At 56.2% G+C, this 25,987-nt stretch carries 21 protein-coding genes; 9 read left to right on the top strand and 12 right to left on the bottom strand.

Translation table 11 applies throughout. The annotated features are described in order from the left end of the window. Positions 1-16: 16 nt before the first annotated feature. The 3 genes from ACMGGP_RS07945 to ACMGGP_RS07935 form a co-directional block, all read right to left on the bottom strand. Positions 17-199, bottom strand: coding sequence for a type II toxin-antitoxin system HicA family toxin (locus tag ACMGGP_RS07945; protein ID WP_010245321.1), 183 nt, complete (start codon positions 197-199; stop codon positions 17-19). A 196-nt stretch (positions 200-395) separates the two neighbouring features. Continuing rightward, complete coding sequence (locus tag ACMGGP_RS07940) at positions 396-890, bottom strand: RrF2 family transcriptional regulator (RefSeq protein WP_010245324.1); 495 nt, start codon at positions 888-890, stop codon at positions 396-398. 207 nt (positions 891-1,097) lie between these two features. Continuing rightward, positions 1,098-2,282: an MFS transporter gene (locus tag ACMGGP_RS07935; RefSeq protein ID WP_346450222.1), complete on the bottom strand. Its 1,185-nt coding sequence runs from the start codon at positions 2,280-2,282 to the stop codon at positions 1,098-1,100. 202 nt (positions 2,283-2,484) lie between these two features. On the opposite strand from ACMGGP_RS07935, the gene tus reads away from it, so the two are divergent. Then, positions 2,485-3,414: a DNA replication terminus site-binding protein gene (gene tus, locus ACMGGP_RS07930; protein ID WP_010245329.1), complete on the top strand. Its 930-nt coding sequence runs from the start codon at positions 2,485-2,487 to the stop codon at positions 3,412-3,414. A gap of 42 nt (positions 3,415-3,456) precedes the next feature. On the opposite strand, the gene fumC is transcribed toward tus, so the two are convergent. Then, positions 3,457-4,854 carry a class II fumarate hydratase gene (gene fumC / locus ACMGGP_RS07925; RefSeq protein WP_064691288.1) on the bottom strand — a complete coding sequence of 466 codons (1,398 nt, stop codon included), beginning with the start codon at positions 4,852-4,854 and terminating at the stop codon, positions 3,457-3,459. 199 nt (positions 4,855-5,053) lie between these two features. Between fumC and manA the strand changes: the two genes are divergently transcribed. Together manA and ACMGGP_RS07915 are read left to right on the top strand one after the other, a co-directional pair. Continuing rightward, positions 5,054-6,229: a mannose-6-phosphate isomerase gene (manA, locus tag ACMGGP_RS07920; protein WP_022625703.1), complete on the top strand. Its 1,176-nt coding sequence runs from the start codon at positions 5,054-5,056 to the stop codon at positions 6,227-6,229. A 132-nt stretch (positions 6,230-6,361) separates the two neighbouring features. Further along, a complete protein-coding gene (locus ACMGGP_RS07915; RefSeq protein WP_425042241.1) occupies positions 6,362-7,861 on the top strand; it encodes a YdgA family protein in 1,500 nt (499 codons plus the stop codon). 42 nt (positions 7,862-7,903) lie between these two features. Here the strand turns inward: ACMGGP_RS07915 and malI are convergent, their stop codons facing one another. Further along, on the bottom strand, positions 7,904-8,929 hold the full coding sequence (malI, locus tag ACMGGP_RS07910; protein WP_010245345.1) for a Mal regulon transcriptional regulator MalI: 1,026 nt from the start codon (positions 8,927-8,929) through the stop codon (positions 7,904-7,906). Positions 8,930-9,103: 174 nt separating this feature from the next. On the opposite strand from malI, the gene malX reads away from it, so the two are divergent. The 3 genes from malX (at position 9,104) to add (ending at position 13,022) form a co-directional block, all read left to right on the top strand. Further along, on the top strand, positions 9,104-10,693 hold the full coding sequence (gene malX, locus ACMGGP_RS07905) for a maltose/glucose-specific PTS transporter subunit IIBC (protein WP_207253720.1): 1,590 nt from the start codon (positions 9,104-9,106) through the stop codon (positions 10,691-10,693). Between the two features lie 17 nt (positions 10,694-10,710). Continuing rightward, positions 10,711-11,883, top strand: coding sequence for a MalY/PatB family protein (locus ACMGGP_RS07900; protein ID WP_498798335.1), 1,173 nt, complete (start codon positions 10,711-10,713; stop codon positions 11,881-11,883). Between the two features lie 143 nt (positions 11,884-12,026). After that, positions 12,027-13,022, top strand: a complete 996-nt coding sequence (gene add / locus ACMGGP_RS07895) for an adenosine deaminase (protein WP_010245359.1) — start codon at positions 12,027-12,029, stop codon at positions 13,020-13,022. Between the two features lie 82 nt (positions 13,023-13,104). Here add and ACMGGP_RS07890 read toward each other — a convergent pair whose 3' ends face one another. The 5 genes from ACMGGP_RS07890 to ACMGGP_RS07870 all read right to left on the bottom strand — a co-directional run bounded on the left by ACMGGP_RS07890 (position 13,105) and on the right by ACMGGP_RS07870 (position 18,847). Next, entirely contained in the window at positions 13,105-14,151 is a 1,047-nt protein-coding gene (locus ACMGGP_RS07890) for an oxidoreductase (protein ID WP_498798334.1), read from the bottom strand. A 102-nt stretch (positions 14,152-14,253) separates the two neighbouring features. After that, a complete protein-coding gene (gene araC, locus ACMGGP_RS07885; protein ID WP_003853440.1) occupies positions 14,254-15,171 on the bottom strand; it encodes an arabinose operon transcriptional regulator AraC in 918 nt (305 codons plus the stop codon). Between the two features lie 76 nt (positions 15,172-15,247). Continuing rightward, positions 15,248-16,231 (bottom strand): L-arabinose ABC transporter permease AraH, encoded by a 984-nt coding sequence (araH, locus tag ACMGGP_RS07880; RefSeq protein WP_010245363.1) that lies wholly within the window; start codon positions 16,229-16,231, stop codon positions 15,248-15,250. A gap of 12 nt (positions 16,232-16,243) precedes the next feature. After that, complete coding sequence (gene araG / locus ACMGGP_RS07875; RefSeq protein ID WP_498798333.1) at positions 16,244-17,764, bottom strand: L-arabinose ABC transporter ATP-binding protein AraG; 1,521 nt, start codon at positions 17,762-17,764, stop codon at positions 16,244-16,246. A 99-nt stretch (positions 17,765-17,863) separates the two neighbouring features. Continuing rightward, positions 17,864-18,847 carry an arabinose ABC transporter substrate-binding protein gene (locus tag ACMGGP_RS07870; RefSeq protein ID WP_010245365.1) on the bottom strand — a complete coding sequence of 328 codons (984 nt, stop codon included), beginning with the start codon at positions 18,845-18,847 and terminating at the stop codon, positions 17,864-17,866. A gap of 365 nt (positions 18,848-19,212) precedes the next feature. Here ACMGGP_RS07870 and ACMGGP_RS07865 point away from each other — a divergent pair, with 365 nt between their 5' ends. From ACMGGP_RS07865 to ACMGGP_RS07855, 3 genes are all read left to right on the top strand, one after another. Then, positions 19,213-20,916 (top strand): ribulokinase, encoded by a 1,704-nt coding sequence (locus ACMGGP_RS07865; RefSeq protein ID WP_498798332.1) that lies wholly within the window; start codon positions 19,213-19,215, stop codon positions 20,914-20,916. A gap of 202 nt (positions 20,917-21,118) precedes the next feature. Beyond that, positions 21,119-22,618 carry an L-arabinose isomerase gene (gene araA, locus ACMGGP_RS07860; protein ID WP_010670082.1) on the top strand — a complete coding sequence of 500 codons (1,500 nt, stop codon included), beginning with the start codon at positions 21,119-21,121 and terminating at the stop codon, positions 22,616-22,618. An 865-nt stretch (positions 22,619-23,483) separates the two neighbouring features. Next, positions 23,484-23,951, top strand: coding sequence for a GNAT family N-acetyltransferase (locus ACMGGP_RS07855; protein ID WP_498798331.1), 468 nt, complete (start codon positions 23,484-23,486; stop codon positions 23,949-23,951). 44 nt (positions 23,952-23,995) lie between these two features. On the opposite strand, the gene yjfF is transcribed toward ACMGGP_RS07855, so the two are convergent. After that, entirely contained in the window at positions 23,996-24,982 is a 987-nt protein-coding gene (gene yjfF, locus ACMGGP_RS07850) for a galactofuranose ABC transporter, permease protein YjfF (RefSeq protein ID WP_010245373.1), read from the bottom strand. Then, positions 24,979-25,980 carry a galactofuranose ABC transporter, ATP-binding protein YtfT gene (ytfT, locus tag ACMGGP_RS07845; RefSeq protein WP_250488570.1) on the bottom strand — a complete coding sequence of 334 codons (1,002 nt, stop codon included), beginning with the start codon at positions 25,978-25,980 and terminating at the stop codon, positions 24,979-24,981. The genes yjfF and ytfT overlap by 4 nt, the downstream gene beginning before the upstream one ends. Positions 25,981-25,987: the final 7 nt, after the last annotated feature.

Here is a 25,987-nt window from a genome sequence, read left to right as displayed (position 1 = left end):
ACCTCTCTGATCGGGCTCACAGGCCCAGATCTTTTAAAATTTTTCTGCGCGTACCTTCAGGCATTTCTTTTGCTCCGTGATCCGGAAAAATGGATTGCCTGTCGCCCAGGAAGACCTTGAAATGGCTGCTTCCACTGCGGTGCTTAGTCAAAATAGCGCCCTGCTGAATGAGCCAGCGTCTGAATTCACTGTACTTCATCGCGTTCCCTCGCTGTGTATAACAGCAAGAATAACATTGGTGATAATCAATACAACATTAATGTTGTGATGGATGCTGAATTTTCAAATGTTTATCAGATTCAGCGTGATAACCGACCCCAGGAAAGTGAGTTATTGGCTTATGGCAGATTTGAGGCAGGAAGTTAGTGACCAGCAGGCATAAAAAAAGCCGCTAATCAGCGGCTTTTTTTGCAGAGATCATCAATCTCTTCGGGTTCAGGTTCCGGCACGGCGGTGCAGTTGCTGGTGTCGCGTTTCTTCAGTTCGTTCAGTGCGTCTGCCACGGTGCGTTTTGCCAGCACATCCAGCGACGCCTGCTCGGCTTCATCGGCTATCGACTTGAAGTACCAGCAGAGGTTGGCACTGACCAGACAGCGTGGCGCGACGTCGGGACGCGCGGCCCAGATTTTTTTGTCTTCGATCACGGAGACATAGATATCCCGCAGGGTAATTTCCGCAGCAGGACGGCCCAGATGAATCGAACCGGTACGGCCCAGCGTGGAGACGATAATGCCGTCACGGGTCAGCGGGACCATTAATTTTCGTATGAAACTGGGATTCGCTTCCAGCCCGTAGGCCAGAATCGCGCTGGTAGAGCGTTTTCCCATTTGCTCCGCCATCGCTACGCTCAGAACCATTTGCAAAGCTGTCGGGAAGCGGTAATCAAGCATTTCTTTATCCTGAGTTGCGGTGCATCTTATTGTTTTATTGCCGCATAAGTGAACAATCAATGAGCAATAAATATAACAAACACTGTTGCTTTTTTGAAGCAAACCGGCGGTGACAAGGCACGTATTCACCAAAGGCTGAGGCCCGATAGCACAAGGTGCTTAGCCTGCTAACGGCCCTCTTCCTGCGGAGCAAGGAGAACCGTTCCGTTATGCCGTGGTGGCCGCTGTCGCCGGTAATCGCTGCTTCAGCGCAATAACCAGTACCACGTTAAAGATTGCCAGGGCGCAAAGCAACCACAGCGTCGCCGATGCTCCCATCTTTTCAAACACATATCCACCTATCAACGGCGTCAGTGCCTGCCCCATCAACGCCGGGCGGGCCATTTTACCCACCACAATCGCATAGGACTCTGGTTTGACCATCGCCAGCGGTAAAGTTCCCCGCACGATGGCACGTAAGCCATTTCCTGCGCCATACAACACCATGCTCAGCAACGCCATCTGCGGAAAGAGTGCCAGTAACAGCAAGCCCAGCGCCACCAGGCCGACGGAAAAAAAGGTGGTACGGATGGGATGACTGCGTTTAAAGGCGATATCGACGAGTCGGGATCCCACCTGACACGGGCCAAGTACGGCGCTGATTGCCAGCGCCGAGGTCAGCGTATGGCCACTGGCCTGCAACAAGGCGATAAGCTGCACGGAAATAGCCGTCATGATCACTGACGCCAGGGTAAAAATGGCACACAGCAGCCAGAACAGCGCAGGCGCAATCTCCGCCGAGCCAGGCTGCGGACTCAGTCGTTTCTCCGGCCGCTTAGCGTGACTGTCGGGTAAGGCAAACAGATAGGCAGGCAGCACGCAGACGACCATCAGTGCCGCAATTATCAGCGACGCGTTTCGCCAGCCGAATCCGTGGATTAACAACGCCGTTCCCGGCCAGACCAGCGTGGTGCAGAAGCCAGATATCAGGGTGATACCGGTGATCGCTGCACGCGCCTGACCGCCATAGCAGGTGCCGAGCGTGGCAAACAGTGCGTCATAAAGGCCCATCGCCATACCGATGCCAATAATTACCCAGGCAAACAGAAACAGCGGCAGAGAGTGGCTATAAGCCATGATCATCAGCCCCACCGCCATCACCATGCCACTCAGTGCCAGCAACAGGCGGCCACCGGTGCGGGCGATAATCCTGCCTGCCAGCGGTGACAGCAGGCCCGATACCAGAATCCCGGTCGAGAGTGCGCCATAAATCCACTGCTGTGACCAGCCTGTCTCAGCCGCAATCGGATTCGCCATCACCGCCATCAGGTAGAACGACCCGCCCCATGACAGGATCTGCACCCAGCCCAGGGTAATAATGGCGGCGATGCCGGGTTTGTTGTTCTGATTCACAGGCAATCTCCTGGTTAGCAGGCGAACCGTTTTTATAACATGTTCTGCGATAAGCCAAAATGCGTGATGCCCTTTTGACTGGATAGCCATGCAGGCCGCACGGTTTTGAGTAAACCATCTATAGTATGTTGTAACTATATGACGCTTGCATCCTCGCCAGGCTTCTGCCACATTGTGGACGTTGTAACTATGGAGGCACAACATGACGCGCTACGACTTAGTGGCTGATATGCATCAATGTGTAAATGACCTGGAACTGGCGCTGGGTGAATTGCGTCAGCAGATTGAAGTGCAGCCTCTGCTGATCGCCCGCGTCTTCAGCCTGCCGCCGGTGGTTAAAGGTCGCGAACATGAAGCGATCACCCGGATTGCCGTCGAGCAGCATCTCGGGGAGAGCGCGTTAAAGATGGCGCTTGACCACTACTGCCGCCTGTTTATGCAGCATCAGTCAGAACAACTGAGCACCAAGGCTGCCGTGCGCTTGCCTGGCGCACTCTGTATCGAATGCGACGCGCAGCAGGAGGCGGAGATCGGCGCACTGGTCGACGTCATCAATCAGCTGAAAGCACGGCTGGAGCAGCTGATTACGGTGGACTCTGGCCTGCCGAGTGAAGCGCGTTTTGAGTTCGTCCACCAGCATTTGCGCGGGCTGATCACCCTGAATGCCTATCGCACTATCACCCTTCTGAGCGCACCGGACAGCCTGCGTTTCGGCTGGGCCAACAAGCACATTATCAAGAATCTCAAGCGTGAAGAGGTGATCGCCCAGCTGGAAAAAAGCCTGAAGTCGGGACGTGCAAAAGCGCCGTGGTCACGTGAACAGTGGGCGGAAAAAGTGCAGGAGGAGCTGGCAAGCGTGCGCGCCCTGCCCGCCTCAGCACGGCTGAAAATCAAGCGCCCGGTGAAAGTCCAGCCGGTTGCCCGCGTCTGGCGCGCGGATGAACAAAAACAGACTCAGCTGGCCTGTCCTTCTCCGATTCTGGTTATCTGTCGCGATCGCAGCCAGGTTCCGGTTCTGGGTGAATTGCTTAACTACGATGCCGATAACATTAACCATCGTTATAAACCTGCTGCAGAACCGCTGAATCTTTTAATCCCCAGACTGCATCTGTGGGTCGATTGTCCGATATAAATAAAAAGGCCAGCTTTCGCTGGCCTCTGATTCACTCAAACCCTACGACTTCATGCTGCCGACCATCTCTTCCGGACGAACCCAGGCATCAAACTCCTCTTCGGTAAGATAACCCAGCTTCAGCGCCGAGCCTTTCAGCGTCAGCCCCTCTTTGTGTGCCTTCTTGGCAATTTCTGCCGCTTTGTCATAGCCAATATGGGTATTCAGCGCCGTCACCAGCATCAGCGATTCGTTAAGCAGTTGATCGATGCGCTCACGCACCGGCTCAATGCCGACCGCGCAGTGATGATTAAAGCTGTCCATGCCATCCGCCAGCAGGCGAATCGATTGCAGGAAGTTATGGATTACCATCGGACGGAACACGTTAAGCTCAAAGTTACCGGATGCGCCGCCCATGTTGATCGCCACATCGTTACCCATCACCTGACAGCAGAGCATGGTCATCGCTTCGCACTGTGTCGGGTTAACTTTACCCGGCATGATGGAGCTGCCTGGCTCATTTTCCGGGATGGCGATTTCGCCGATGCCGCAACGCGGGCCGGAAGAAAGCCAGCGCACGTCGTTCGCGATTTTCATCAGCGAGGCGGCCAGCCCTTTCAGCGCGCCATGCGAATGCACCAGCGCATCACAGGTTGCCAGCGCCTCAAACTTGTTTGGCGCAGTGACAAACGGCTGCTGCGTGAGATCGGCCAGCGCCTTCGCCACGCGCACCGCATATTCCGGATGGGTGTTCAGGCCCGTACCTACTGCCGTGCCGCCCAGCGCCAGTTCCGCCACGTGCGGAATGCTCTGCTCAATATGCTTCAGGTTATGCTCCAGCATCGCCACCCAGCCGGAAATCTCCTGGCCCAGGGTCAGCGGCGTGGCATCCTGCAGGTGAGTACGGCCAATCTTGACGATATCTTTGAAGGCGTCGGACTTCTGGCTCAACGTCTTTTTCAGTACCTGAATCTGAGGGATCAGCTGTTCGCGCAAGGCGATAACGGCGGCAACGTGCATCGCCGTCGGGAAAACATCGTTGGAGCTCTGGCTCTTGTTCACATCGTCGTTGGGATGAACCAGCCGCGCCATACCACGCTCGCCGCCGAGGATTTCACTGGCGCGGTTCGCCAGCACTTCATTCATGTTCATATTGGTCTGGGTGCCGGAACCGGTCTGCCAGATCGCCAGCGGGAATTCATCCGCATGCTTGTCAGCCAGCACCTCATCGGCCGCGCTGACAATCGCCTCGGCGCGGTCAGCGGGCAGCAGTCCCAGATCGCGGTTAACGCTGGCCGCGGCGCGCTTGGTCAATGCCAGTGCATGCACCAGCGCGGTCGGCATTTTTTCGGTTGAGATGCGGAAGTGCTCCAGTGAGCGCTGTGTCTGCGCGCCCCACAGTTTGTCTGCCGGTACGTCGATGGGGCCCATTGAATCTTTCTCAATGCGATTGGCTGCCATGAATACGTCTCCTTCATCTGGTTTTTAAAAGAATGACCGCCCGGTACGTCATTACGATCGACTGCCGGGCGGTCAGGATAGTAATACACAATAATTTAACATTATCAGAGCTTAGCGTCCTTTTGCGCTGGAGATGTATTTTTACCGGCAGTTTCTGCTTTAATACTGGCAATAATTTCCCGTGATAAAGGGTTATACAATGCAAAAAATGAACAATACGCTGCAAAACTACGCATGGGGCAGCAAAACTGCGTTGACTGAGCTTTACGGAATCGCCAATCCACAGGGACTGCCGATGGCGGAACTCTGGATGGGCGCACATCCGAAAAGCCCCTCCACCGTGATTGACCAGGGCAGCGAGCGTTCGCTGCGTGACGTGATTGATGCCGCGCCTGCCGCCATGCTGGGCGAAGCGGTGGCGCAGCGTTTTGGTGAACTGCCCTTCCTGTTCAAAGTGTTGTCTGCCGATCAGCCGCTGTCGATTCAGGTCCATCCCAGCAAACGCGCGGCCGAAGTGGGCTTTGCCCGTGAGAATGCGGCGGGTATTCCGCTGACAGCTGCTGAGCGTAATTATAAAGATGCCAACCACAAGCCGGAGCTGGTCTACGCGCTGACGCCCTTCCAGGCGATGAATGGCTTTCGCACCCTGACGGAGATGGTCTCACTGCTGGAGCCGGTTGCGGGCGCACATCCACAGATAGCCCATTTTCTGCAGCATCCCGATCAGGATACGCTGGCCGCGCTCTTCTCTACCCTGCTGTCACTGGAGGGTGAGGCGAAATCGCTGGCGCTGGGCATCCTGAAATCCGCGGTTGATGCACAACAGGGTGAGCCGTGGCAGACCATTCGCATGATTGCGGCAGAGTATCCTGACGACAGCGGCCTGTTTTCGCCGCTGCTGCTGAACGTAATCACGCTGCAACCGGGCGAGGCGATGTTCCTCTACGCGGAGACCCCGCACGCTTATCTGAAAGGCGTGGCGCTGGAGGTGATGGCAAACTCTGATAACGTGTTGCGGGCCGGGTTAACCCCGAAATATATCGATATTGCCGAGCTGATGGCGAACCTGAAGTTTGAAGAGAAGCCAGCCAGCACCCTGCTGACTGAGCCAGAGCAACAGGGCAACGCGCTGCGCTTCCCGATTCCGGTGGAGGATTTTGCCTTTGCCATTCATACCCTGAACGCAGAGCCACAGCCGCTGGCGCAGCAGAGCGCCGCACTGCTGTTCTGCATTGAAGGCCAGACGGTGATCGCCAAAGGCGAGCAGCAGGTAACGCTGAAACCAGGTGAATCCTGCTTCATTGCCGCCAGCGAATCCCCCGTAACGGTCGCAGGCACGGGCCGACTGGCGCGGGTATTTAACGACTTAGGGTGAAGCGGCTGACGGAGTGCCTGTTAACTGCTATTATTTCAACCTATTAGCTTTTAAACGCCTGCGGGCGTTTTTCTTCAGTCGCTGGGGTAAACCTGCGGCATAAGCGGACTCAAGGATAAGGACGAATCAGCAATGAAAAAGACCAATGTTGCCGTAGGTGTCATCATCGCACTGGGCGTAGTCTGGACTGGCGCGGCATGGTTCACCGGCAAGCAGATTGAAAACCACAGGGATGAGCTGGTGCAGAACGCCAATGCCCAGCTGAATGCTTATGCCCCTAACAGCCGACTGAAGATCAGCTATCAGGACTATCAGCGCGGCGTGTTCAGCAGCAAAGTGAATCTGGTGATTCAGGCCAACTCGCAGACGGAAGATAATCCCCTGCTGAAACCAGGCCAGAGCATCATCCTGAACGAAACCATCGATCATGGCCCTTTCCCGTTTGCTCAGCTGAAGCATTTCAATCTGATCCCGAGCATGGCGTCGGTTCATACCGAACTGGCTAACACCGATGCGGTGAAAAAGCTGTTTGAGCTGACCGGCAACAAGTCGCTGATTAACGCCGATACCCGTATCGGCTACAGCGGTGCCACCGATACGGCGCTGCGCGTTCTGCCGGTTGATTATCAGAATGCGCAAAGCGGCGAGCGTCTTGCCACCAATGGGGGCACCTTCAACGTCAGCGCGGATAACAAAGGCGACAAAGTCTCGCTGGACAGTGATGTTGATAGCCTCGCGCTGACCAGTAAAAATGAGATGGGCCAGCCGGTGCTGTTCACCATTAATGGTCTGAAGCTGAGCGGTAACACCCATCTCAGCCCGGAAGGCGTACGTATTGGCGACCAGTCAGTGGATATTGAGAAGGTCAATGCCAGCATCAATGGTCAGGACGCCCTGACGCTGCACAAAATGAAAGGCACCTCCTCTTTCGATAACAACGCCGGTAAGATTGGCGGCAATATCGACTACAAGGTTGAAGGCATTCAGCTGCAGAAGCAGGATTTTGGTCAGGCAGCGCTGAAGATGAAACTGTCACAGTTTGATGCGCAGGCGGTAAAAGCCTTCTCCGATCGTTACAACGCGCAGATGCAGGAACTGCTGAGCCAGCCTGGCGTCGCGGAAGATCCTATCCGCTACCAGGCGGGTGTGCATCAGATTCTGATGAGCAACCTGCCGATGCTGCTGAAGGGCTCACCTGCGATCAGTATCGCCCCGCTGAGCTGGAAAAATGATAAAGGTGAAAGCACCTTTAACCTGAACGCTAATTTCAACGATCCCTCTGCGGTGACCGGCGAAGCCCAGACACTCAGCGCCATGGTTGATCGGGTACTGAAGAGCCTGGACAGCAAGCTGGTCATCAATATGCCAATGGCGACCGAAACCATGCATAAAGTGGGACTGGCTGAAGGATATCAGGCCGATGACGCACAGAAGCTGGCAGATCAGCAGGTGAAAGGACTGGCGGCGATGGGTCAGATGTTCCGCCTGACCCAGCAGCAGGATAACAATATCGTCACCAGCCTGCAGTATACCAACGGTCAGGTGAACATGAACGGCGACAAAATGACGCTGGAGCAGTTCCTCTCCCGCTATATGCTGGGTATGCCGACCAGCGAAGGGATGCCGCAGTAATTCTCTACTCTTCCTTTAAAGGCGACCTCCGGGTCGCCTTTTTTATGCCGAGCCGCGAATAACCAGCTGCGGCGGCATAATCACGTTCTGCCGGGCGGCATCGGGTTGCGCTATCCGTTGCAGGATACGCTCAGCTGCCACACGGCCAATCTCCCGGGCTGAACTGGTGACAAACGTCAGCGGCGGATCGGTCAGTTCCGCCTGCGGTTCATCGCCAAAGCCCATCAGAGCCAGTTGCTGATCGTAATAGCTGTCGACTGCACCCCGGGCGAATGTTCGCCCGGTGCGCAACAGCCCAAAATAGCATCCCAGCGCGGTAGTGGCGTTATAGGCCAGCACGGCAGTCAGCCGCGGATGGTGCTGAAACAGCTGTACCGCTGCTTCCGCCGCCTCTTTTTGCGTGTTACCGCATTCAATAATCCACTCAGGCCGGAACGGCAGCCCATATTGCAGCAGGGTGGCGCAGTAGCCGCCAAGACGTTCTGCCCGGGTCAGTGATGCGCTATGGCCGCCCAGCCAGGCAATGCGCTGATGCCCCTGACGAATCAGGTATTCTGTGGCCAGACGCGCAGCCTGAGCATTATCGGGGCGGATAGCGTCCACCTCCTCCAGACTACTGGCGCGCGCGGCACAGACTAAGGCCATATTCACCTCTCTGGCCCGCGTCACAATCTGACTGGCCTTATCGGCACCGCCTCCCAGCACCACGCCATCCACTCCCTGAGCGACCAGTGACTCAAAGCAGCGATGCAGATGCTGTCCCTGGGCGCCGCTCTGCGTCAGGAACAGCAATTTGCCCTGCTTCTCCAGCGCTTCACTCAGACCTGCCGTCATTTCGGCATAAAATGGCTGGCTGAGATCGCGGACGATCAAGCCAATCACGCCACTCTCACCCCCGCGCAGCATGGTTGCCGAACGGTTACGCACGAAACCGAGTTGCTCAATGGCCTCGTTCACGCGCGCCATGGTGGCCGCAGAGATCCGTCCTTTGCCGGATAACACCAGCGATACCGTAGTCACCGACACGCCCGCCGCCGCCGCAACATCATTGATGGTGATTTTACTCATCAGATTACTCAACTGAACTACAGCATTAGAAAACAAGGTAAAACGTTACACCTTATGACGTCAGAATTATATCGTCCATGACCTGAAGAGTGTGATTCAGCGCGCATAAGATCCAGGTAAAACGTTTTATCATCCCGCCACTTCACTCAGTGGTCCGTTTATCCAGGAGCGTTCATGTCACCCTCTCACCAAAAAATGTCCGTCTGGGAATTTTTCCAGAGTCTGGGGAAAACCTTTATGCTGCCGGTTGCCCTGCTTTCCTTCTGCGGCATCATGCTCGGGATTGGCAGTTCGCTGAGCAGTCGTGATGTCCTGACCCTGTTACCTGTGCTGGATCACCCCTGGCTGCAATATCTGTTTCTCTGGATGGCCAAACTGGGATCGTTCGCCTTTAGCTATCTGCCGGTGATGTTCGCCATTGCGATTCCGCTGGGTATGGCGCGCGAGAACAAGGGCGTGGCAGCGTTTGCCGGCTTTGTGGGGTATGCCGTGCTAAACCTCAGCATCAACTTCTGGCTCAATATCCACGGCATTCTGCCAACCACCGATGCCGCCGTGCTGAAAGCTAACAACGTTCAGCCGATCCTGGGGATCCCGTCGATCGATACCGGCATTCTGGGCGCGGTCATTGTGGGTATTGTGGTGTTCTGGCTGCATGAGCGCTTTCATAACATCCGACTGCCCGATGCGCTGGCTTTCTTTGGCGGCACCCGGTTTGTGCCGATTATCACCACGCTGGTGATTGGTTTACTGGGACTGGTCGTCCCGCTGATCTGGCCTTTTTTCGCGCGGGGTATCACCGGATTAGGCTGGATGATTAACAGCGCGGGTGATTTTGGCCCGATGATCTTTGGAACCGGCGAACGTCTGCTGCTGCCGTTTGGCCTGCAGCATATTCTGGTCGCCATCATGCGCTTTACCGATGCAGGCGGCACACTGGATGTGTGTGGCAAGAGCGTGAGCGGTGCCTTAACCATTTTCCAGGCGCAGCTCGCCTGCCCGGAAACCCACGGTTTTGCTGAAAGCGCGACCCGCTTCCTGTCACAGGGTAAAATGCCTGCGTTCCTGGGTGGTCTGCCAGGTGCTGCCCTGGCCATCTATCACTGCGCCCGCCCGGAGAATCGTCATAAGATCAAAGGCCTGTTGATCTCTGGCGTGGTGGCCTGCGTGGTTGGCGGCACCACCGAACCTATCGAATTCCTGTTTCTGTTTGTCGCCCCGTTCCTCTATCTGATCCACGCCCTGCTGACCGGCGTTGGCTTCAGCATCATGGCGATACTGGGCGTCACTATCGGCAATACAGACGGCAATATCATCGACTTTGTGGTGTTTGGTGTGCTGCACGGGCTGTCGACCAAATGGTACTGGGTACCCGTTGTTGCAGCGATATGGTTTGTTGGTTACTACCTGATTTTCCGATTCGCCATTCTGCACTTCAATATCAAAACACCGGGACGCGAAGTGGAAAGTGCCAGTGCGGTTGCGCAGCAGGTCAGCAATGCCGGTAAAGGCAAATCTGGCTATAACTCACCAGCTATTCTGGCGGCACTTGGCGGCGTAGAGAATATTACCTCGCTGGATAATTGTCTGACGCGTCTGCGTCTGAACCTGGCGGATATGAGTAAAGTGGATGATGCGGCGCTGAAAGCCAACGGCGCGATAGGTGTGGTCCATCTTAATCAGACCAGCCTGCAGGTGGTTATTGGTCCACAGGTGCAGTCGGTGAAAGATGAACTGTCACACCTGATGAATGTCCCTGCCTGATGTGCCGGAGCCGATTAATGTTTAACTTTGACGAAGTCATCGATCGCCGCGGCAGCTGGTCGACCCAGTGGGATTTCGTGGCTGACCGCTTTGGCGTCCCCGATTTGCTGCCGTTTACCATTTCGGATATGGACTTCAGAACCGCGCCAGCGGTTCAGCAGGCGATGGCCCAGCGCGTAGCACACGGCGTGTTGGGTTACAGTCGCTGGCAGCATGACGATTTTCTTTCCGCCTGCTGCCACTGGATGTCCAGCCGTTTCGGCTACCAGCCCGATGCTGACAGCCTGGTTTATGGACCCTCGGTGATCTATATGGTGGCGCAGATGCTGCGCCGCTGGAGCAACCCGGATGATGAAGTGGTGCTCCACACTCCCGCCTACGATGCTTTTTATAAAACGGTACGCGGCAATCAGCGACAGGTGCTGGAGATGCCGCTGCAGCGGGATAACGGTAGCTGGCGATGTGATATGGCCGCGCTGGAGACGCGGCTGGCGCGCCCGCGCTGTAAAATCCTGTTGCTCTGCAGCCCGCACAATCCCACCGGCAAAGTGTGGACAGCAGCTGAGCTGCAACAGATGGCGGCGCTCTGCGATCGTCACGGCGTGCGGGTGATCAGCGATGAAATCCATATGGATATGATAGTGGGTAATCAGCCCCATACTCCGTGGGCCAGCGTGGCGCGCAGTGACTGGGCGCTGTTTACCTCGGCGTCGAAAAGCTTCAACGTGCCAAGCCTGACCGGTGCGTGGGGAATTATCCCGGATGTGGCAGACAGAGCCGCCTGGTTTCAGGCGCTGAAAAATGCTGACGGCCTTTCGTCTCCGGCCGTTCTGGCCGTCACGGCACACGTTGCCGCCTACCGACAAGGCGCACCCTGGCTGGATGCCCTGCGCAGCTATCTTTATGGTAATTTCACACTGGTTGCCAATCGGCTTAACGCTGAGTTTCCCGCACTGAACTGGCACATTCCCGAGGCGACCTATCTCGCCTGGCTCGATATCAATCCGCTGGGCATTCCAGAAGAGGCCCTGCAACAGGCGCTGATCCAGCAACGGGTCGCAATTATGCCCGGCTCGACCTACGGTGATGCAGGCAAAGGGTTTTTGCGTCTTAACGTTGGCTGTCCGCGCAGCAAAGTTGATGAGGGCGTTTCACGCCTGATTGCGGCGATCCATCATTTACAGAAGTGATATTAACCGGCGAGGCAACCATTGCTCGCCGGTTATGCGTAATTAAGCAGCATCCGGCGCGGCTGTTGCGCAAATAGCTGGCGCTGTTGCGCAAGATATTTTTATAATGCTCTGCACTTCACCGACAACTGAGCGAGTGCGCCATGATCGATTCTAAAATTCCTCTGACTGATATTCACCGCCACCTTGATGGCAACATCCGTGCACAAACCATTCTCGATTTAGGTCGCCAGTTTAACCTCGCCCTGCCTGCTTCCACGCTGGAGACGCTGCGTCCGCATGTGCAGGTCGGCCAGAATGAGCCTGACCTGGTGAGCTTCCTGCAGAAGCTCGACTGGGGTGTAAAAGTGCTGGGTGATCTGGATGCCTGCCGCCGGATCGCGCAGGAGAATGTCGAAGATGCCGCCCGCGCGGGCATTCACTATGCTGAACTGCGTTTTTCCCCTGGTTATATGGCGATGACCCACAACCTGCCGATTGCCGGTGTGGTTGAAGCGGTAATTGAGGGCGTGCGCGCAGGCCGTCAGCAGCACGATATCGACGTGCGTCTGATCGGTATCATGAGTCGTACCTTTGGCGAAGATGCCTGCCTCAGCGAACTGGAAGGTTTGCTTGCCCATCGTGATCACATCACCGCGGTCGATCTGGCGGGTGATGAGCTGGGCTTCCCGGGCAGCGAGTTCCTGAGCCACTTTACCCAGGCGCGCGATGCCGGTTTCCGCGTGACCGTCCATGCGGGCGAGGCGGCCGGACCCGAGAGCATCTGGCAGGCGATTCGGGAGCTGGGTGCAGAACGTATCGGTCACGGCGTGAAAGCGATTGAAGATCGCGCGCTGATGGATTTCCTGGCGGAGCACCGTATTGGTATTGAATCCTGCCTGACCTCCAATATTCAGACCAGCACCGTGCCATCACTGGCGCAGCATCCGCTGAAGACCTTCCTGGAGCATGGCATTCTGGCGACGATTAACACGGATGATCCTGCGGTTCAGGGCATTGAACTGGCGCATGAGTATCATCACGCCGCTCCGGCTGCCGGTCTGAGCGCGGCGCAGATCCGTCAGGCGCAGGAAAATGGTCTGACGATTGCGTTCCTGAGCGAAGCAGAGAAAGCGGCTCTTCGCGCACGGGTGCAGTAATCCTGAAGCGTAGCGACAAAAAACGGGCCGGATATCCGGCCCGTTTCGCTTTTTTACTTATTGCGTTTTAAGCACCGACCGATTAAACGCGCTTCAGCGACATCGTCTGGCGTTTCTCGGCAGATTGCAGACCTAACTCGATCAGCTCCATCACATGAATCGCCTCTTCCGCTGTCACCGGATTGTTACCACGTCCGGCAATCGCATCGCGGATGCCCGCATAGTAAGCGGGATAGTTGCCTGGCTGGGTCAGCTGGGTCGTTTCGGTCAGGGAATCTCCGTCAACCAGCGTCAGAGTGCCATCACGCATGTCATAGCCCCAGTCTTCCTGCGGCGGGAAATCACCTGACTTCAGGCGATCTTCCTGTGGATCAAGACCATATTTGACGTAACTGCCGCGCGTGCCGTGGACGGTATAACGGGCAGATTCTGCCGCGACCAGCATGCTGGCGTGCAGCACGACACGGCGCTGCGGATAAGTCAGCGTCGCGTGGAAGTAGTCCGTAGTCTGCGCGCCCGGACGCATCTCGGCCAGATCAACCGTGATAGCGACCGGCGGGCCAAACAGCTGCAGCGCCTGGTCCAGCAGATGCGGCCCCAGGTCATACCAGATTCCGCTGCCTGCGCCTTTCATTTCACGCCAGCGATTACGCACTTCCAGACGGAAGCGGTCAAAGTGCGATTCGAAGTAGCGCACTTCACCCAGCGTACCGGCCTCAATCAGCGATTTCAGCGTCAGGAAGTCACTGTCCCAGCGGCGGTTGTGGAACACCGACAGCAGCAGCCCTTTGGCTTTCGCCAGCGCATCCAGTTCACGTGCCTGTGACAACGTCACGGTGAACGGCTTATCGACTACCACATGTTTACCGGCGTTCAGCGCTGCTTTTGCCAGCGGGAAGTGCGTGTCGTTGGGGGTAGGAATAACGATCAGTTGCAGCGTCGGGTCGTCCAGCAGCGCCTGAGGGTCGGCCACTACCTTAACGGCGGGCCAGTCGGCGTAGACTTTGCTGGCGTCGCTACTGGAAATGGCTGCCAGCTCGACGTCCGGCGTCCCCGCAATCAGCGGGGCGTGAAACGTTTTACTGGCAAAACCGTAGCCGATCAGACCAACACGTAATTTATCGCTCATTTGGATTCCTCTCAGAGCCTGATTGACCAGACTCTTAGTTGATAACCTGATTGATTTAAGACTATTAACCAAATGACGACAAGCCGGAATTCCCCGAAAAAACTAAGAGATAGCACTTCGCGCCAGCGGCCAGGCGGTCTGAGCGGCCAGGCTGTCGTGCGCATCCTGATTACGGCGGCGGAAGTCGCTGGGACTGACGCCGACCCGCTTGCGGAACACCCGCGAGAAGTAGAGCTGATCGTCATAGCCCACTTCACGTCCTACCGAGGCGATCGGCTCCTGGGTGGTCTGCAGCAGCAGTTTCGCGCGGATTACACGCTGATCTTCACGCCAGCGCAGCAGGTTCACGCCCATCTGCTCGCGGAACAGGTGCGCCAGCCGCGACGGTGACAGACAGACGTGGCGCGCCACCTCTTCAATCTTAACCTCACTGGCGAGATGGTTAGTGACGTACTGGCAGGCTTCAATCACGCGCGGATCGCGAATTAACTGATGGCTACGAGGATCTTCTTCAACGGCGCGCAGCAGCAGCCGTTCCAGCAGGTTCATCGCCAGCTCTTCCGCAAAGCGACGGCCCGAATTGTGGGTCTGTTCGATACTGGCAAACAGGCGGTCAAATTCGCCGCGCAGCGATTCAGGCAGCAGCAGACGTCCCACGCCCTCCTGCTCATCCTGCCAGCGCAGCCAGTCGTGCCAGTAGGCGCGCGGACGGAAATAGACCCAGCGGTGAAACCACTGCGGGCTGTCCGGCGCGCGACCATAATAGTGAGCCGTTTTCGGCTGAAACAGCAGCATTTCGCCAGGTTCGCAGTCAAATGCCCGCTCGCCGTCAAATACCCGCCCTTTACCTTTGATAGTGAGATTCAGAATGTAACCTTTCATGCCGTGCGGGCGATCGATAAAGAAATCGAGCGGACCATCGGCGGTGATCGGCGTCAGCCCCGCCACCAGCCAGGCATTGAATGAATAGCCCGGCAACAAGGGGTTTTGCTGCTCGGCCGGTAATTCGCGGTGATACATAGCGTCCTCACTCAGTCTGTTATTGTTCGGATAGCCCGCAGAGGCTTCTGCCTCTGCGGACCAACGGCTCGCTCAATCAGGCTTTTTTCTGTTTGTAACGGTCAAAAATCACCGCAGCTAACAGTATCAGACCGCGTACCACATACTGTGAGAATGGCGAGATATTCAATAAATTCATCGCATTCTCTACCGTGCCGAGGATCAGCACCCCTGCCACCACATAGGAGATTTTACCGATGCCGCCCTTCAGCGAAACGCCACCCAGCACGCAGGCAGAAATCACCACCAGCTCATAGCCGATGGAGGTCATTGGCTGGCCGCTGGTCATACGTGACGCCAGAATGATGCCCGCCGCCGCTGAAACCAGACCGGAGAGGATAAAGATGATGATGCGGGTGCGCACCACCGGCACACCGGCCAGACGTGCGGCTTCTTCATTGCCGCCAATTGCCAGGGTGTTACGGCCAAAGGTGGTTTTGTTGAGCAGGAAGCCGAAGATCAGCATGGTGGCCAGAGTCAGCCAGATGGGCGCAGGCACGCCAAGCCAGTTGGCAAAGCCCAGTTCGAAGAAACGCTCATCTTCGATACCGACCGCTTTACCGTCAGAGAAGATATAGGCCAGGCCGCGGACAATCTGCATGGTCGCCAGCGTGGTGATCAGCGCATTGATCTTGAGTCGGGCAATGACAAAGCCGTTGATAAAGCCGGTGATCATACCGAGAACCAGGCCGGCACCCACGCCAATCCACAGGCTTTCGGTCATGTTAATCACCACGGCGGTAACCACACCCGCACAGGCGATGACGGAAGCGACCGACAGGTCAAAATCACCGGAAGCCAGACAGAACAGCATGCCGCAGGCGACCATGCCGGACATTGACATTGCCAGCCCTAAGCCTTTCATATTGATAAACGAGCCGAAGTTCGGCACAAAGATCGCACAGACAATAAACAGCAGTGCAAATACCACCAGCATGCCGAAGTTGTCCCAGATGCGACCTAACTGCAGGCCGCCGCGTGAAGCGGGCTGCGGCGTATTTGAGGTCGTGGATGAAGCCATGATGATCTCCTGTCAGGCCACGGCGGCCGCTTGAGTGGTTTTGGGCATCGCCAGGCTCAGCGTCTGCTGTTCCGTGGCGTCGTCGTGTAGCAGTTCACCGGCAATGGCACCTTCGCGCATCACCACGATGCGATCGGCCAGGCCCATCACTTCCGGTAAATCGCTGGAGGCGAACAGCACCGCAATGCCCCGGTTCGCCAGCTGATAAATCAGGTTATAGATTTCATGTTTGGCACCGACATCGATACCGCGCGTTGGCTCATCCAGCAGGATCACTTTCATATCCTCTGACAGCCAGCGTCCCAGAATCGCCTTCTGCTGGTTGCCGCCGGAAAGGTTCATGATCAGCTGATCGGCGCTGGGCGTTTTGATGTTCAGCGAGCGGATATGGCTGTCGGCATTTTTATTTTCCCAGCCGTTTTTAATCAGGCAGCCCGCAGTAAGGTTATGACGACGGGCGCTGATGTTGATGTTGTCGCGCACCGAATGCACCGGAATAATGCCCTCGGCTTTGCGATCTTCCGGGCAGAGCATGATGCCCGCACGGATGGCATCGATCGGCTCCCGCAGCGGCAGCGGTTTGCCGTCCAGAATCACCTGACCGCCGCGCAGACGCGTGCCGCCAAACAGCCCTTTCAGCAGTTCACTGCGACCGGCACCGACCAGGCCAAACAGGCCGACGATTTCACCGGCATGGACTTTCAGCGAAATCGGCGTCCGCACGCCCTTCGCTTCGACCTTGTCCAGCTCCAGCCGCACCGCGCCTTTGGCACGCGGTGAATAGCCATAGATATCACCGAGGTTTCGTCCCACCATCGCCTGCACCAGATCGTCGTGATGGGTGTTAGCCATATCGGTAAACGTCCGCACGTAGCGGCCATCTTTAAAGACGGTGATGGCATCGCTGAGGGCGAAGATCTCCTCCATGCGGTGTGAAACGTAGAGCACCACCCGGCCCTCCTCACGGAGCTGACGGATGACGCGGAACAGGTTGTCGATTTCACGCGCTGAAAGTGAGCTGGTTGGCTCATCAAAGGCGATAATACGCGCGTTACGCGCCAGCGCTTTGGCAATCTCCACCATCTGCCACTGCCCCAGCGACAGATATTTCAGCGGCATATCGGGATCGATATCCATGCCGAGATTTTTCAGTTGCAGGCCCGCCTCAAAACGCATCAGCTTACGGTTGACCAGCCCATGTTTGTGCGGGATCTGACCGAGATAGATGTTCTCTGCCACGCTCATTTCCGGCACCAGATGCAGTTCCTGGTAAATAATGGCGACGCCTGCGTCCAGCGCATCGGTGGTGCGCTGAAAGCTCATCGGCTGGCCTTTAATACGAATCTCACCGCCGCTCGGCTGATAACTGCCGCTGAGTATTTTTAACAGCGTCGATTTGCCTGCGCCGTTCTCGCCCATCAGAGCATGGACTTCACCGCCACGGCAGTCGAAAGAGATATCCTGCAACGCTTGCACGCCAGGGAAGGTTTTACTGATGCCATGAAACGACAGAAATGCTGAATCAGTGTTCATGTTTTTCCTCACTCTTTCGCGCCACCGGCCGGTTATGGCGGGCGGCGCGAAATTGGCTATTAAGGATGCCAGGCGACAAACTGCCTGGCAGGCTCAGGGTTACATCAGTCCTTTTTTCGCCAGTTCAGTTTTGAAGTTGTCACGGGTGATCAGCACCACATCGGTAACTTCGGTGAATTTCGGTGGCTCTTCACCTTTGCTGACCCAGTTGTAAAGCATCTGGCTGCTTTTGTAGCCGTGGATATCCGGGCTTGGCAGCAGCGAGCCGTAGAAGCCGGTCGCCTTCTCTTTCGACAGTTCACTGATGGCATCCACGCCGTTGATGCCGATACCGATGACGTCAGCCGCTTTAAAGCCCTGACCTTCGGTCGCACGCACGCCGCCCAGCACGGTGTTGTCGTTCATGCCGACAATCAGCCAGTGTTTGACTTCAGGATGCTGAACCAGCAGAGAGTTACCGGCGTCAAACGCGCCAGGGATGTCGTTAGATTTGGTGGGGACCTGGTAGATCTGCGCTGCCGGGAAGCCAGCGGCTTTGATGGCGTCCATGGAGCCGCCGGTACGACGACGAGCAGTGTCGAGTTCGTTAGCGGTAATCGCCATCACGCCGGTGGTTTTCACATCCCAGCCGCGTTTCTGCATCTCTTTATAGAGTTCCTGACCCTGACGCTCACCAATTTTGGTCGCAGCCATCATCACCAGCGGCACGGTATCCATTGGTTTGCCTTTGGCGGTGACGAACTGGTCATCGACCGCGATGACTTTCAGACCGTAGCCACGCGCTTTTGCCATGATGGCAGAGCCGAGTTTCGGATCGGGCGTACAGATAACAAAACCTTTCGCGCCGTTAGCCGCCAGGCTGTCGATGGCATTCAGGGTTTTTTCACCATCCGGCACGGCAATTTTAATGACATCAAAGCCAAGATCTTTGCCCGCTTTGTCGGCGAATTTCCATTCAGTCTGGAACCAGGGTTCTTCTGGTTGCTTGACTAAGAATCCCAGCTTCATGGTCTCGGCGATAGCGGATTGTGACATAACCGCTGCCAGGCCGATGGCCGCGAACGCTTTAGTGAATTTATGCATGATGCTCTCCGGTACCAGGTTATTTTTCGCTGCTAATAACGAATCGGTGTAAACGCTACCAGTTTGTTTTGTTTTGTGGGTACAGCCATAAATCAGTGCGTTAGGCTGGCATGTGCTGACAGACTGTCCAGACGCTGGGCTAGTTTTAGCGGTATTAGCGAAGAAAAATGTAGAGCGGTATCACATCTTAAAATCACGACAAAATGATCCATATATTCAGCAAATTTAACCGGACCTTAACTTTTGCAATGGATCACAAAATCACTGCCGATGACAGAAAAGTGCATATTGTCAGCCAGCGATGACTAACTGATTTGGCGCGCCGAACCCAGGATACAGGAGTTAACTAACTACAGGAGATTCCGATGCGTGCTGGAGCCATCACCCTTGGGCTGGACTTTGGTAGTGATTCGGTGCGTGCGCTGGCCGTGGATTGTCATAGCGGCAAAGAGCTGCAGAGTGCGGTGTTCAGCTATCCGCGCTGGCAACAGGGCTTATACAGCGATCCGCACACTAACCGTTTTCGTCACCATCCACAGGATTACATCGACGCCATGGAGCAGGCGCTGCTCGGCGTGCTGAATGCACTGAGTGAAGATCAGCGCAACGCCGTGGTCGGCATTGGTGTTGACAGCACCGGTTCGACCCCTGCCCCTATTGACCGCGACGGCAACGTGCTGGCGCTGCGTCCGGAGTTCGCCGACAACCCCAACGCGATGTTTGTGTTGTGGAAAGATCACACCGCTATAGAAGAAGCGGAAGAGATCAATCAGCTGTGCCACAACGGCCGCTTCCAGGATTACAGCCGCTATATTGGCGGAATTTACTCCTCAGAGTGGTTCTGGGCGAAGATTCTGCACGTGTCGCGTGAAGATGCGGCCGTGCGTGACGCCGCTGTCTCCTGGGTCGAGCTGTGCGACTGGGTGCCAGCCCTGTTAAGCGGCACCACCGCACCTGACAAATTGCGTCGGGGCCGCTGTGCGGCCGGGCACAAGGCGCTGTGGCACGGCGACTGGAACGGTCTGCCCGATGTCGATTTTCTCAATGCGCTGGACCCGCTGTTGACGCAACAGCTCGACTCTCCCCTGTTTACCGATACCTGGACCGCTGATCTGCCTGTCGGCACGCTTAGTCCTGAATGGGCGCAGCGTCTTGGCCTGACGCAAACCGTGACGCTTTCGGGTGGCGCATTTGACTGCCATATGGGCGCGGTCGGTGGCGGTGCCAAACCCTATACCTTGGTGAAAGTGATCGGCACCTCGACCTGCGACATCCTGATTGCGGATAGTGAAAAGGTCGGCGATCGCGACATCAAAGGCATCTGTGGTCAGGTCGATGGCAGCGTAATGCCAGGCGCTATCGGGCTGGAGGCGGGTCAGTCTGCCTTTGGTGATATCTACGCCTGGTTCAGCCGTTTACTGGGCTGGCCGCTGCAGCTGGCGGCGCAGCAGCATCCGGAGCTGAAGCCTCAGCTGGCTGAGATGCAAAAGAGTCTGATTAAAGATCTGACCGAGGCCTGGGCCGCAAACCCGCAGCTCGACCATCTGCCGGTGGTGCTGGACTGGTTTAACGGTCGCCGCACGCCAAATGCTAATCAGCGGCTGAAAGGGGTGATTACCGACCTCAATCTGGGCACCGATGCCCCCGCGCTGTTTGGTGGTCTGGTCGCCGCCACCGCATTTGGCGCACGCGCAATTATGGAGTGCTTCGAACAGCAGCAGATCCCGGTCGAGAGCATTCTGACCCTGGGCGGCATCGCGCGGAAATCCCCGGCGATTATGCAGGCCTGCTGCGATGTGATGAACCGCCCACTGGATATCGTCGCCTCTGACGAGTGCTGTGCGCTGGGTGCGGCCATTTTCGCCGCCGTCGCCGCCGGTGTGCATGCCAGCGTTCCCGACGCCCAGCAGGTGATGGCCAGCCCGATTGCCGTGACGCTGCAGCCCGATCCGGCGCGCGTCGCACGCTATCAACAACTTTATCAACGCTATCAACAATGGTGCGTGGCGGCTGAACCGCAATACGCCGCACGCCCCGCTTCCGCTAAGAGCCTATCTCAGCAGGCGTAATGTTGCAGGCAGTCTGGACACGGACAGCGCGGAACAATCCGTAGTACACGGAGTACGTGAGGATTACTCGCTACGCTCGCCCTTTCAGGGCCGCCCTGACGGGCGTTCAGGTTGCTAAAGCAGCCTGTGTGAGCACTGCCCAGGTTCAGACTGACAAATAAAATAGCCTATTGAGGTAGGCTCAAAGTAAAGGAGTGATTTTATGGAACAGTCAAACAGCTACAGCGTGTGGTTTGTCATCGGCACGCAGCACCTCTACGGGGCGGAGACGTTACGCCAGGTTGAACAGAATGCACGTCAGGTGGTAGAGGGTTTAAATCAGGCCGGTTTACCGCTGCGTCTGGAGCTGAAACCGCTGGTTAAGTCACCGGATGAAGCGCTGGCTCTGTGTCGCGACGCCAATTATGACAAGGAGTGCGTCGGTATTATTACCTGGCTGCACACCTTCTCCCCGGCCAAAATGTGGATCGGTGGTCTGAGCGTGCTGAATAAGCCGCTGCTGCAATTCCATACCCAGTTCAATGCGGAGATTCCGTGGGACAGCATGGACATGGACTTTATGAACCTGAACCAGACCGCACACGGCGGCCGCGAGTTCGGTTTCATCGGCGCCCGTATGGGCCTGCAGCACAGCGTGGTGACCGGTCACTGGCAGGATAGCGCCAGCCAGCAGCGCCTCGGCAACTGGATGCGTGCAGCACTGACAAAACAGGCCAGTCAGCAGCTGAAAGTTGCGCGTTTTGGCGACAACATGCGTGAAGTGGCCGTGACCGAAGGCGATAAAGTCGCCGCGCAGATTCAGTTCGGTTATTCGGTGAATGGCTGGGGCGTCGGCGATCTGGTTGAGGTGATCAATGGCGTCAGCGATGGCGACGTGAATGCGCTGGTCGATGAATATGAAAGCCTTTATCGCTTTACCGATGTTGCCGCTTCCGGCGGCGAAAAGCGTCAGAACGTGCTGGATGCCGCGCGCATCGAGCTGGGTCTGAAGCGTTTCCTGGAAGCAGAAGGCTGCCACGCTTTCACCACCAACTTCCAGACGCTGCATGGCATGACGCAGTTGCCAGGTCTGGCGGTTCAGCGTCTGATGGGTCAGGGTTATGGCTTCGCAGGTGAAGGTGACTGGAAGACCGCTGCGCTGCTGCGTATTTTCAAAGTGCTGGCTGGCGATCGCAAAGGTGGCACCTCCTTTATGGAGGATTACACCTATCACTTCTCACCCGGTAACGATCTGGTTCTCGGCTCGCATATGCTGGAGGTCTGCCCGTCGATTGCCATTGAAGAGAAGCCATTGATCGATGTGCAGTTCCTGGGCATTGGTGATAAAGCCGATCCGGCGCGCATGATTTTCTCAACGCCAGCGGGTCGCGCGATTAACGCCAGCGTAATTGATATGGGTGATCGTTTCCGTCTGCTGGTTAACGTGGTGGATGCTATCGAACAGCCGAAACCGCTGCCGAAGTTGCCGGTTGCGCGCGCACTGTGGAAAGCCCAGCCGTCACTGGCAACGGCATCCGAAGCGTGGATTCTGGGCGGCGGCGCGCACCATACGGTGTTCAGCCAGGCGCTGACGCTGGATGATATGTATCTGTACGGTGAGATGAACGATATCGAAGTGCTGGTGATTGATGAGCACACGCGTTTACCTGCGTTTAAAGACGCACTGCGCTGGAACGAAGCGTATTACCGTTTGAAACGTTAATAACTAAAGGGCGCTGTTCGATTTTTTAATTAACAGCGCTCTTAAGTAAGTTAATGAAACGGCCGACGCAGGATTATGTGGCATCAGTTTTTGATAAATACTGTGCTATTCAGTCGGGAATTGAAAATTCCATGCGGCGAACACCTTAATTTACTGCTCGTTATCTACCCCTTATTAATACTTTCTCGCATGTTTTTAAAAGCAATGATTAAGCCTAATCGGGAAGGAAAGGTATGCCTGAAAAGCAAAGCGTCCGTGCCAGGGATGGCGCGGCCGATCCGCATGGATGCGGGAATCCTTTGCGATCAGGCATATCTTTCCTGACCTTTCTCATCAGCCAACAGCAATTTGAATTAATCCACCATCAATAGAAATATCCACTGTCCTGCTTCTTAAAGCGATGCATCAGCCCAACCGGGAAGGAAAGATATGCCTGAAGAGCAAAGCGTCCGCGCCAGGGATGGCGCGGCCGATCCGCATGGATGCGGGAATCCTTTGCGATCAGGCATACCTTTCCTGACCTTTCTCATCAGCCAACAGCAATTTGAATTAATCCACCATCAATAGAAATATCCACTGTCCTGCTTCTTAAAGCGATGCATCAGCCCAACCGGGAAGGAAAGATATGCCTGAAGAGCAAAGCGTCCGCGCCAGGGATGACGCGGCCGATCCGCATGGATGCGGGAATCCTTTGCGATCAGGCATATCTTTCCTGACCCTGCTCCTTAATCTAAAGCGATTGTTTTTCCTGTCATACAAAAGAGAACCAAAGTCTTTGCTATAACTTAACCCTTTCTTGAACTTGCACTTTCCCCCACCAGCCTGTATTGCTTGTAGCCTGACAAAAACAAAGGTCGCCAGCGCCATGCAAATTGCCGAGCTAAACCAACATCCCGGCTATGCCGGACAAACTGCACAACTGTTGCACACTGAATGGTCACACCTTCCTGCATGGTCTCACTCGCCTGCCATCCTTGAGCGTTTAAAGCAGCGCAATCAGAAACCTTCGGCAGAATTTACTCTTATTGCCACACCGGATGGCGAAACGGTGGTCGCGACCTGTAGCGTCATTCGCTATGAACTGGATGACATTCCGGCACGAGAATTCTGGATTGGTGAGGTGGTGACGGACAAGGCATTCCGGGGTCAGGGCGTGGCAAAAGCGTTGATACAGCAGGCGATTGCGCGAGCCAGACAACAGCAGATGGGTGAACTGTGGCTCTATACACCCGATCAACAGGCGTACTATCAGCGTTCAGGATGGCAGGCGGTGGAGCAGCGGCAAATCGCGGGTGAAGAAGTCACGGTCATGGTGCTGCGCCTTGCGCAGTAAAAGGCGGCTCCTGCGAGCCGCCATTGACCGGAGTACTGAAGAACTCAGGAAGGTAATCGCTTAACGGGCGCGTTCTGCTGACGATCCCAGATGACCGTCAGTAACCGCTGCAGGGCGATAAACGCAAACAGCAGAATTCCGATGGCGATCTTGGTCCACCAGGAACTCAGCGTACCGTCGAAGTTAATCCAGGTCTGAATCAGCCCCTGAATCAACACACCGAACAGCGTGCCCAAAACTGTACCGACACCACCCGACAGCAGCGTGCCGCCAATCACCACTGACGCGATCGCATCCAGCTCTACACCCAGCCCTGCCAGCGCATAACCTGCCGAGGTATAAATCGAGAATACGATCCCGGCCAGCGTCGCCAGCGTGGTGGAAAGCATATAAATCTTAATGGTGGTCGCACGTGTCGAAACGCCCATCAGCTGGGCGGATGTCATATTGCCACCGATGGCGTAAACCCGGTTACCAAAACGCGTGCGGTGCGCCAGAATAATCCCGCCAGACACCACCACCAGCATAATCACCGCCAGCAGGCTGAGACGCCCACCGCCCGGCACTTTCCACGCCAGACTGGAAAGCATGCTGTAGAACGGATGATCGATAGGAATTGAGTTCTCCGACACCAGATAACTGCATCCGCGCAGGAAAAACATCCCCGCCAGCGTAATGATAAATGCCGGAATCTTCAGCGCATCGATCAGCCAGCCCATCATGGCCCCGAACAGCGCGCCCAGCGACAGAATCAGCGCAAAGGCCAGCAAGGGATCGATATGAAAATCACCGATCGCCCGGGCAAGAAACACGCCGGTAAAGGCGATCACGGCACCCACAGACAGATCGATACCGCCCGATAAAATCACGAAGGTCATGCCGACGGCGATAATCCCAAGGAAAGCATTATCGGTCAGAATATTGCAGATTACCCGGGTGGAGGCAAAGCCCGGAAACTGACTCAGACAAAACAGGTAACCCGCCACAAACACCAGCAAGGTGATCATCAGCGGAAGATGACGTTTAATCATGTCGGGCGTCTCCGTTTCAACATCGCAATAAACCGTGGTGACTGCAGCAACAGCACGCACATCACCACCACCGCTTTCACCACCTGATTCAGCTCAGGCGGGAAGCCGGAGAGCAAAATCCCGGTATTCATCGACTGAATAATCAGCGCGCCGATCAGCGACAACACCAGATTAAAGCGGCCACCCATCAGCGACGCACCGCCAATCACCACGGCGAGAATCGCATCCAGCTCCAGCCATAATCCGGCGTTATTAGCATCCGCACCGCGAATATCCGCCGCGACGATCAGCCCCGCAACAGCGGCACAAACGCCACTTATGGCGTAGGTTGACATCACCACCAGCCAGCCTGTCACACCCGCGTTACGGGCCGCGCGCAGATTAATCCCCACAGCTTCGATAAACAGACCCAGCGCGGTTTTGCGCGTCAGCAACCAGACCGCCAGCGCTACCACCAGCGTGATCCAGACCGGGACCGGCAACATCCACAGCGAGCCGTTACCAAACCAGCCAAGACTGTCACTGTCGAACGTCACAATCTGCCCCTGCGTAATCAGCTGAGCGATTCCGCGCCCGGCGACCATCAGAATCAGCGTGGCAACAAATGGCTGAATACGCAGCAACGCCACCAGCACGCCATTCCATACGCCACAGGCTAAACCGGTTCCCAGCGTGCAGAGAATAATAAACGGCACACCGTGTCCGGCTACGGTCAATGTCGCAGCCGTCGCGCCTGCGATCGCCATCACCGCACCCACGGAAAGATCGATGCCGCCGGTGGCGATCACCAGCGTCATCCCAATCGCCAGCAGGGCAACCGGTGCCGCACGGTTAAGAATATCGATCGGACTGCCGAACAGACGCCCATCCTGCAGATGCACGGCAAAAAAGTTATTGGCCACCAGACTGTCAATCAACAGCACCAACAGCAGCGCGGCGATTTGCGGCATCCCTGGCGGGAGTTTCAGCTTACGACGTGGCGTTTTTTCAGATGTCATAGGGGAC

The organism is Curtobacterium sp. BNK-1 (assembly GCF_048685235.1).
In the GTDB taxonomy this organism is placed as follows: Bacteria; Pseudomonadota; Gammaproteobacteria; order Enterobacterales; family Enterobacteriaceae; genus Pantoea; species Pantoea agglomerans.
This window is presented reverse-complemented; position numbering and strand designations above follow the sequence as displayed.

Coding starts and splice junctions, on each gene's coding strand:
- ACMGGP_RS07945 (WP_010245321.1), bottom strand. CDS start 199: ATGAAGTACAGTGAATTCAGACGCTGGCTCATTCAGCAGGGCGCTATT.
- ACMGGP_RS07940 (WP_010245324.1), bottom strand. CDS start 890: ATGCTTGATTACCGCTTCCCGACAGCTTTGCAAATGGTTCTGAGCGTA.
- tus (WP_010245329.1), top strand. CDS start 2,485: ATGACGCGCTACGACTTAGTGGCTGATATGCATCAATGTGTAAATGAC.
- fumC (WP_064691288.1), bottom strand. CDS start 4,854: ATGGCAGCCAATCGCATTGAGAAAGATTCAATGGGCCCCATCGACGTA.
- manA (WP_022625703.1), top strand. CDS start 5,054: ATGCAAAAAATGAACAATACGCTGCAAAACTACGCATGGGGCAGCAAA.
- ACMGGP_RS07915 (WP_425042241.1), top strand. CDS start 6,362: ATGAAAAAGACCAATGTTGCCGTAGGTGTCATCATCGCACTGGGCGTA.
- malI (WP_010245345.1), bottom strand. CDS start 8,929: ATGAGTAAAATCACCATCAATGATGTTGCGGCGGCGGCGGGCGTGTCG.
- malX (WP_207253720.1), top strand. CDS start 9,104: ATGTCACCCTCTCACCAAAAAATGTCCGTCTGGGAATTTTTCCAGAGT.
- ACMGGP_RS07900 (WP_498798335.1), top strand. CDS start 10,711: ATGTTTAACTTTGACGAAGTCATCGATCGCCGCGGCAGCTGGTCGACC.
- add (WP_010245359.1), top strand. CDS start 12,027: ATGATCGATTCTAAAATTCCTCTGACTGATATTCACCGCCACCTTGAT.
- ACMGGP_RS07890 (WP_498798334.1), bottom strand. CDS start 14,151: ATGAGCGATAAATTACGTGTTGGTCTGATCGGCTACGGTTTTGCCAGT.
- araC (WP_003853440.1), bottom strand. CDS start 15,171: ATGTATCACCGCGAATTACCGGCCGAGCAGCAAAACCCCTTGTTGCCG.
- araH (WP_010245363.1), bottom strand. CDS start 16,231: ATGGCTTCATCCACGACCTCAAATACGCCGCAGCCCGCTTCACGCGGC.
- araG (WP_498798333.1), bottom strand. CDS start 17,764: ATGAACACTGATTCAGCATTTCTGTCGTTTCATGGCATCAGTAAAACC.
- ACMGGP_RS07870 (WP_010245365.1), bottom strand. CDS start 18,847: ATGCATAAATTCACTAAAGCGTTCGCGGCCATCGGCCTGGCAGCGGTT.
- ACMGGP_RS07865 (WP_498798332.1), top strand. CDS start 19,213: ATGCGTGCTGGAGCCATCACCCTTGGGCTGGACTTTGGTAGTGATTCG.
- araA (WP_010670082.1), top strand. CDS start 21,119: ATGGAACAGTCAAACAGCTACAGCGTGTGGTTTGTCATCGGCACGCAG.
- ACMGGP_RS07855 (WP_498798331.1), top strand. CDS start 23,484: ATGCAAATTGCCGAGCTAAACCAACATCCCGGCTATGCCGGACAAACT.
- yjfF (WP_010245373.1), bottom strand. CDS start 24,982: ATGATTAAACGTCATCTTCCGCTGATGATCACCTTGCTGGTGTTTGTG.
- ytfT (WP_250488570.1), bottom strand. CDS start 25,980: ATGACATCTGAAAAAACGCCACGTCGTAAGCTGAAACTCCCGCCAGGG.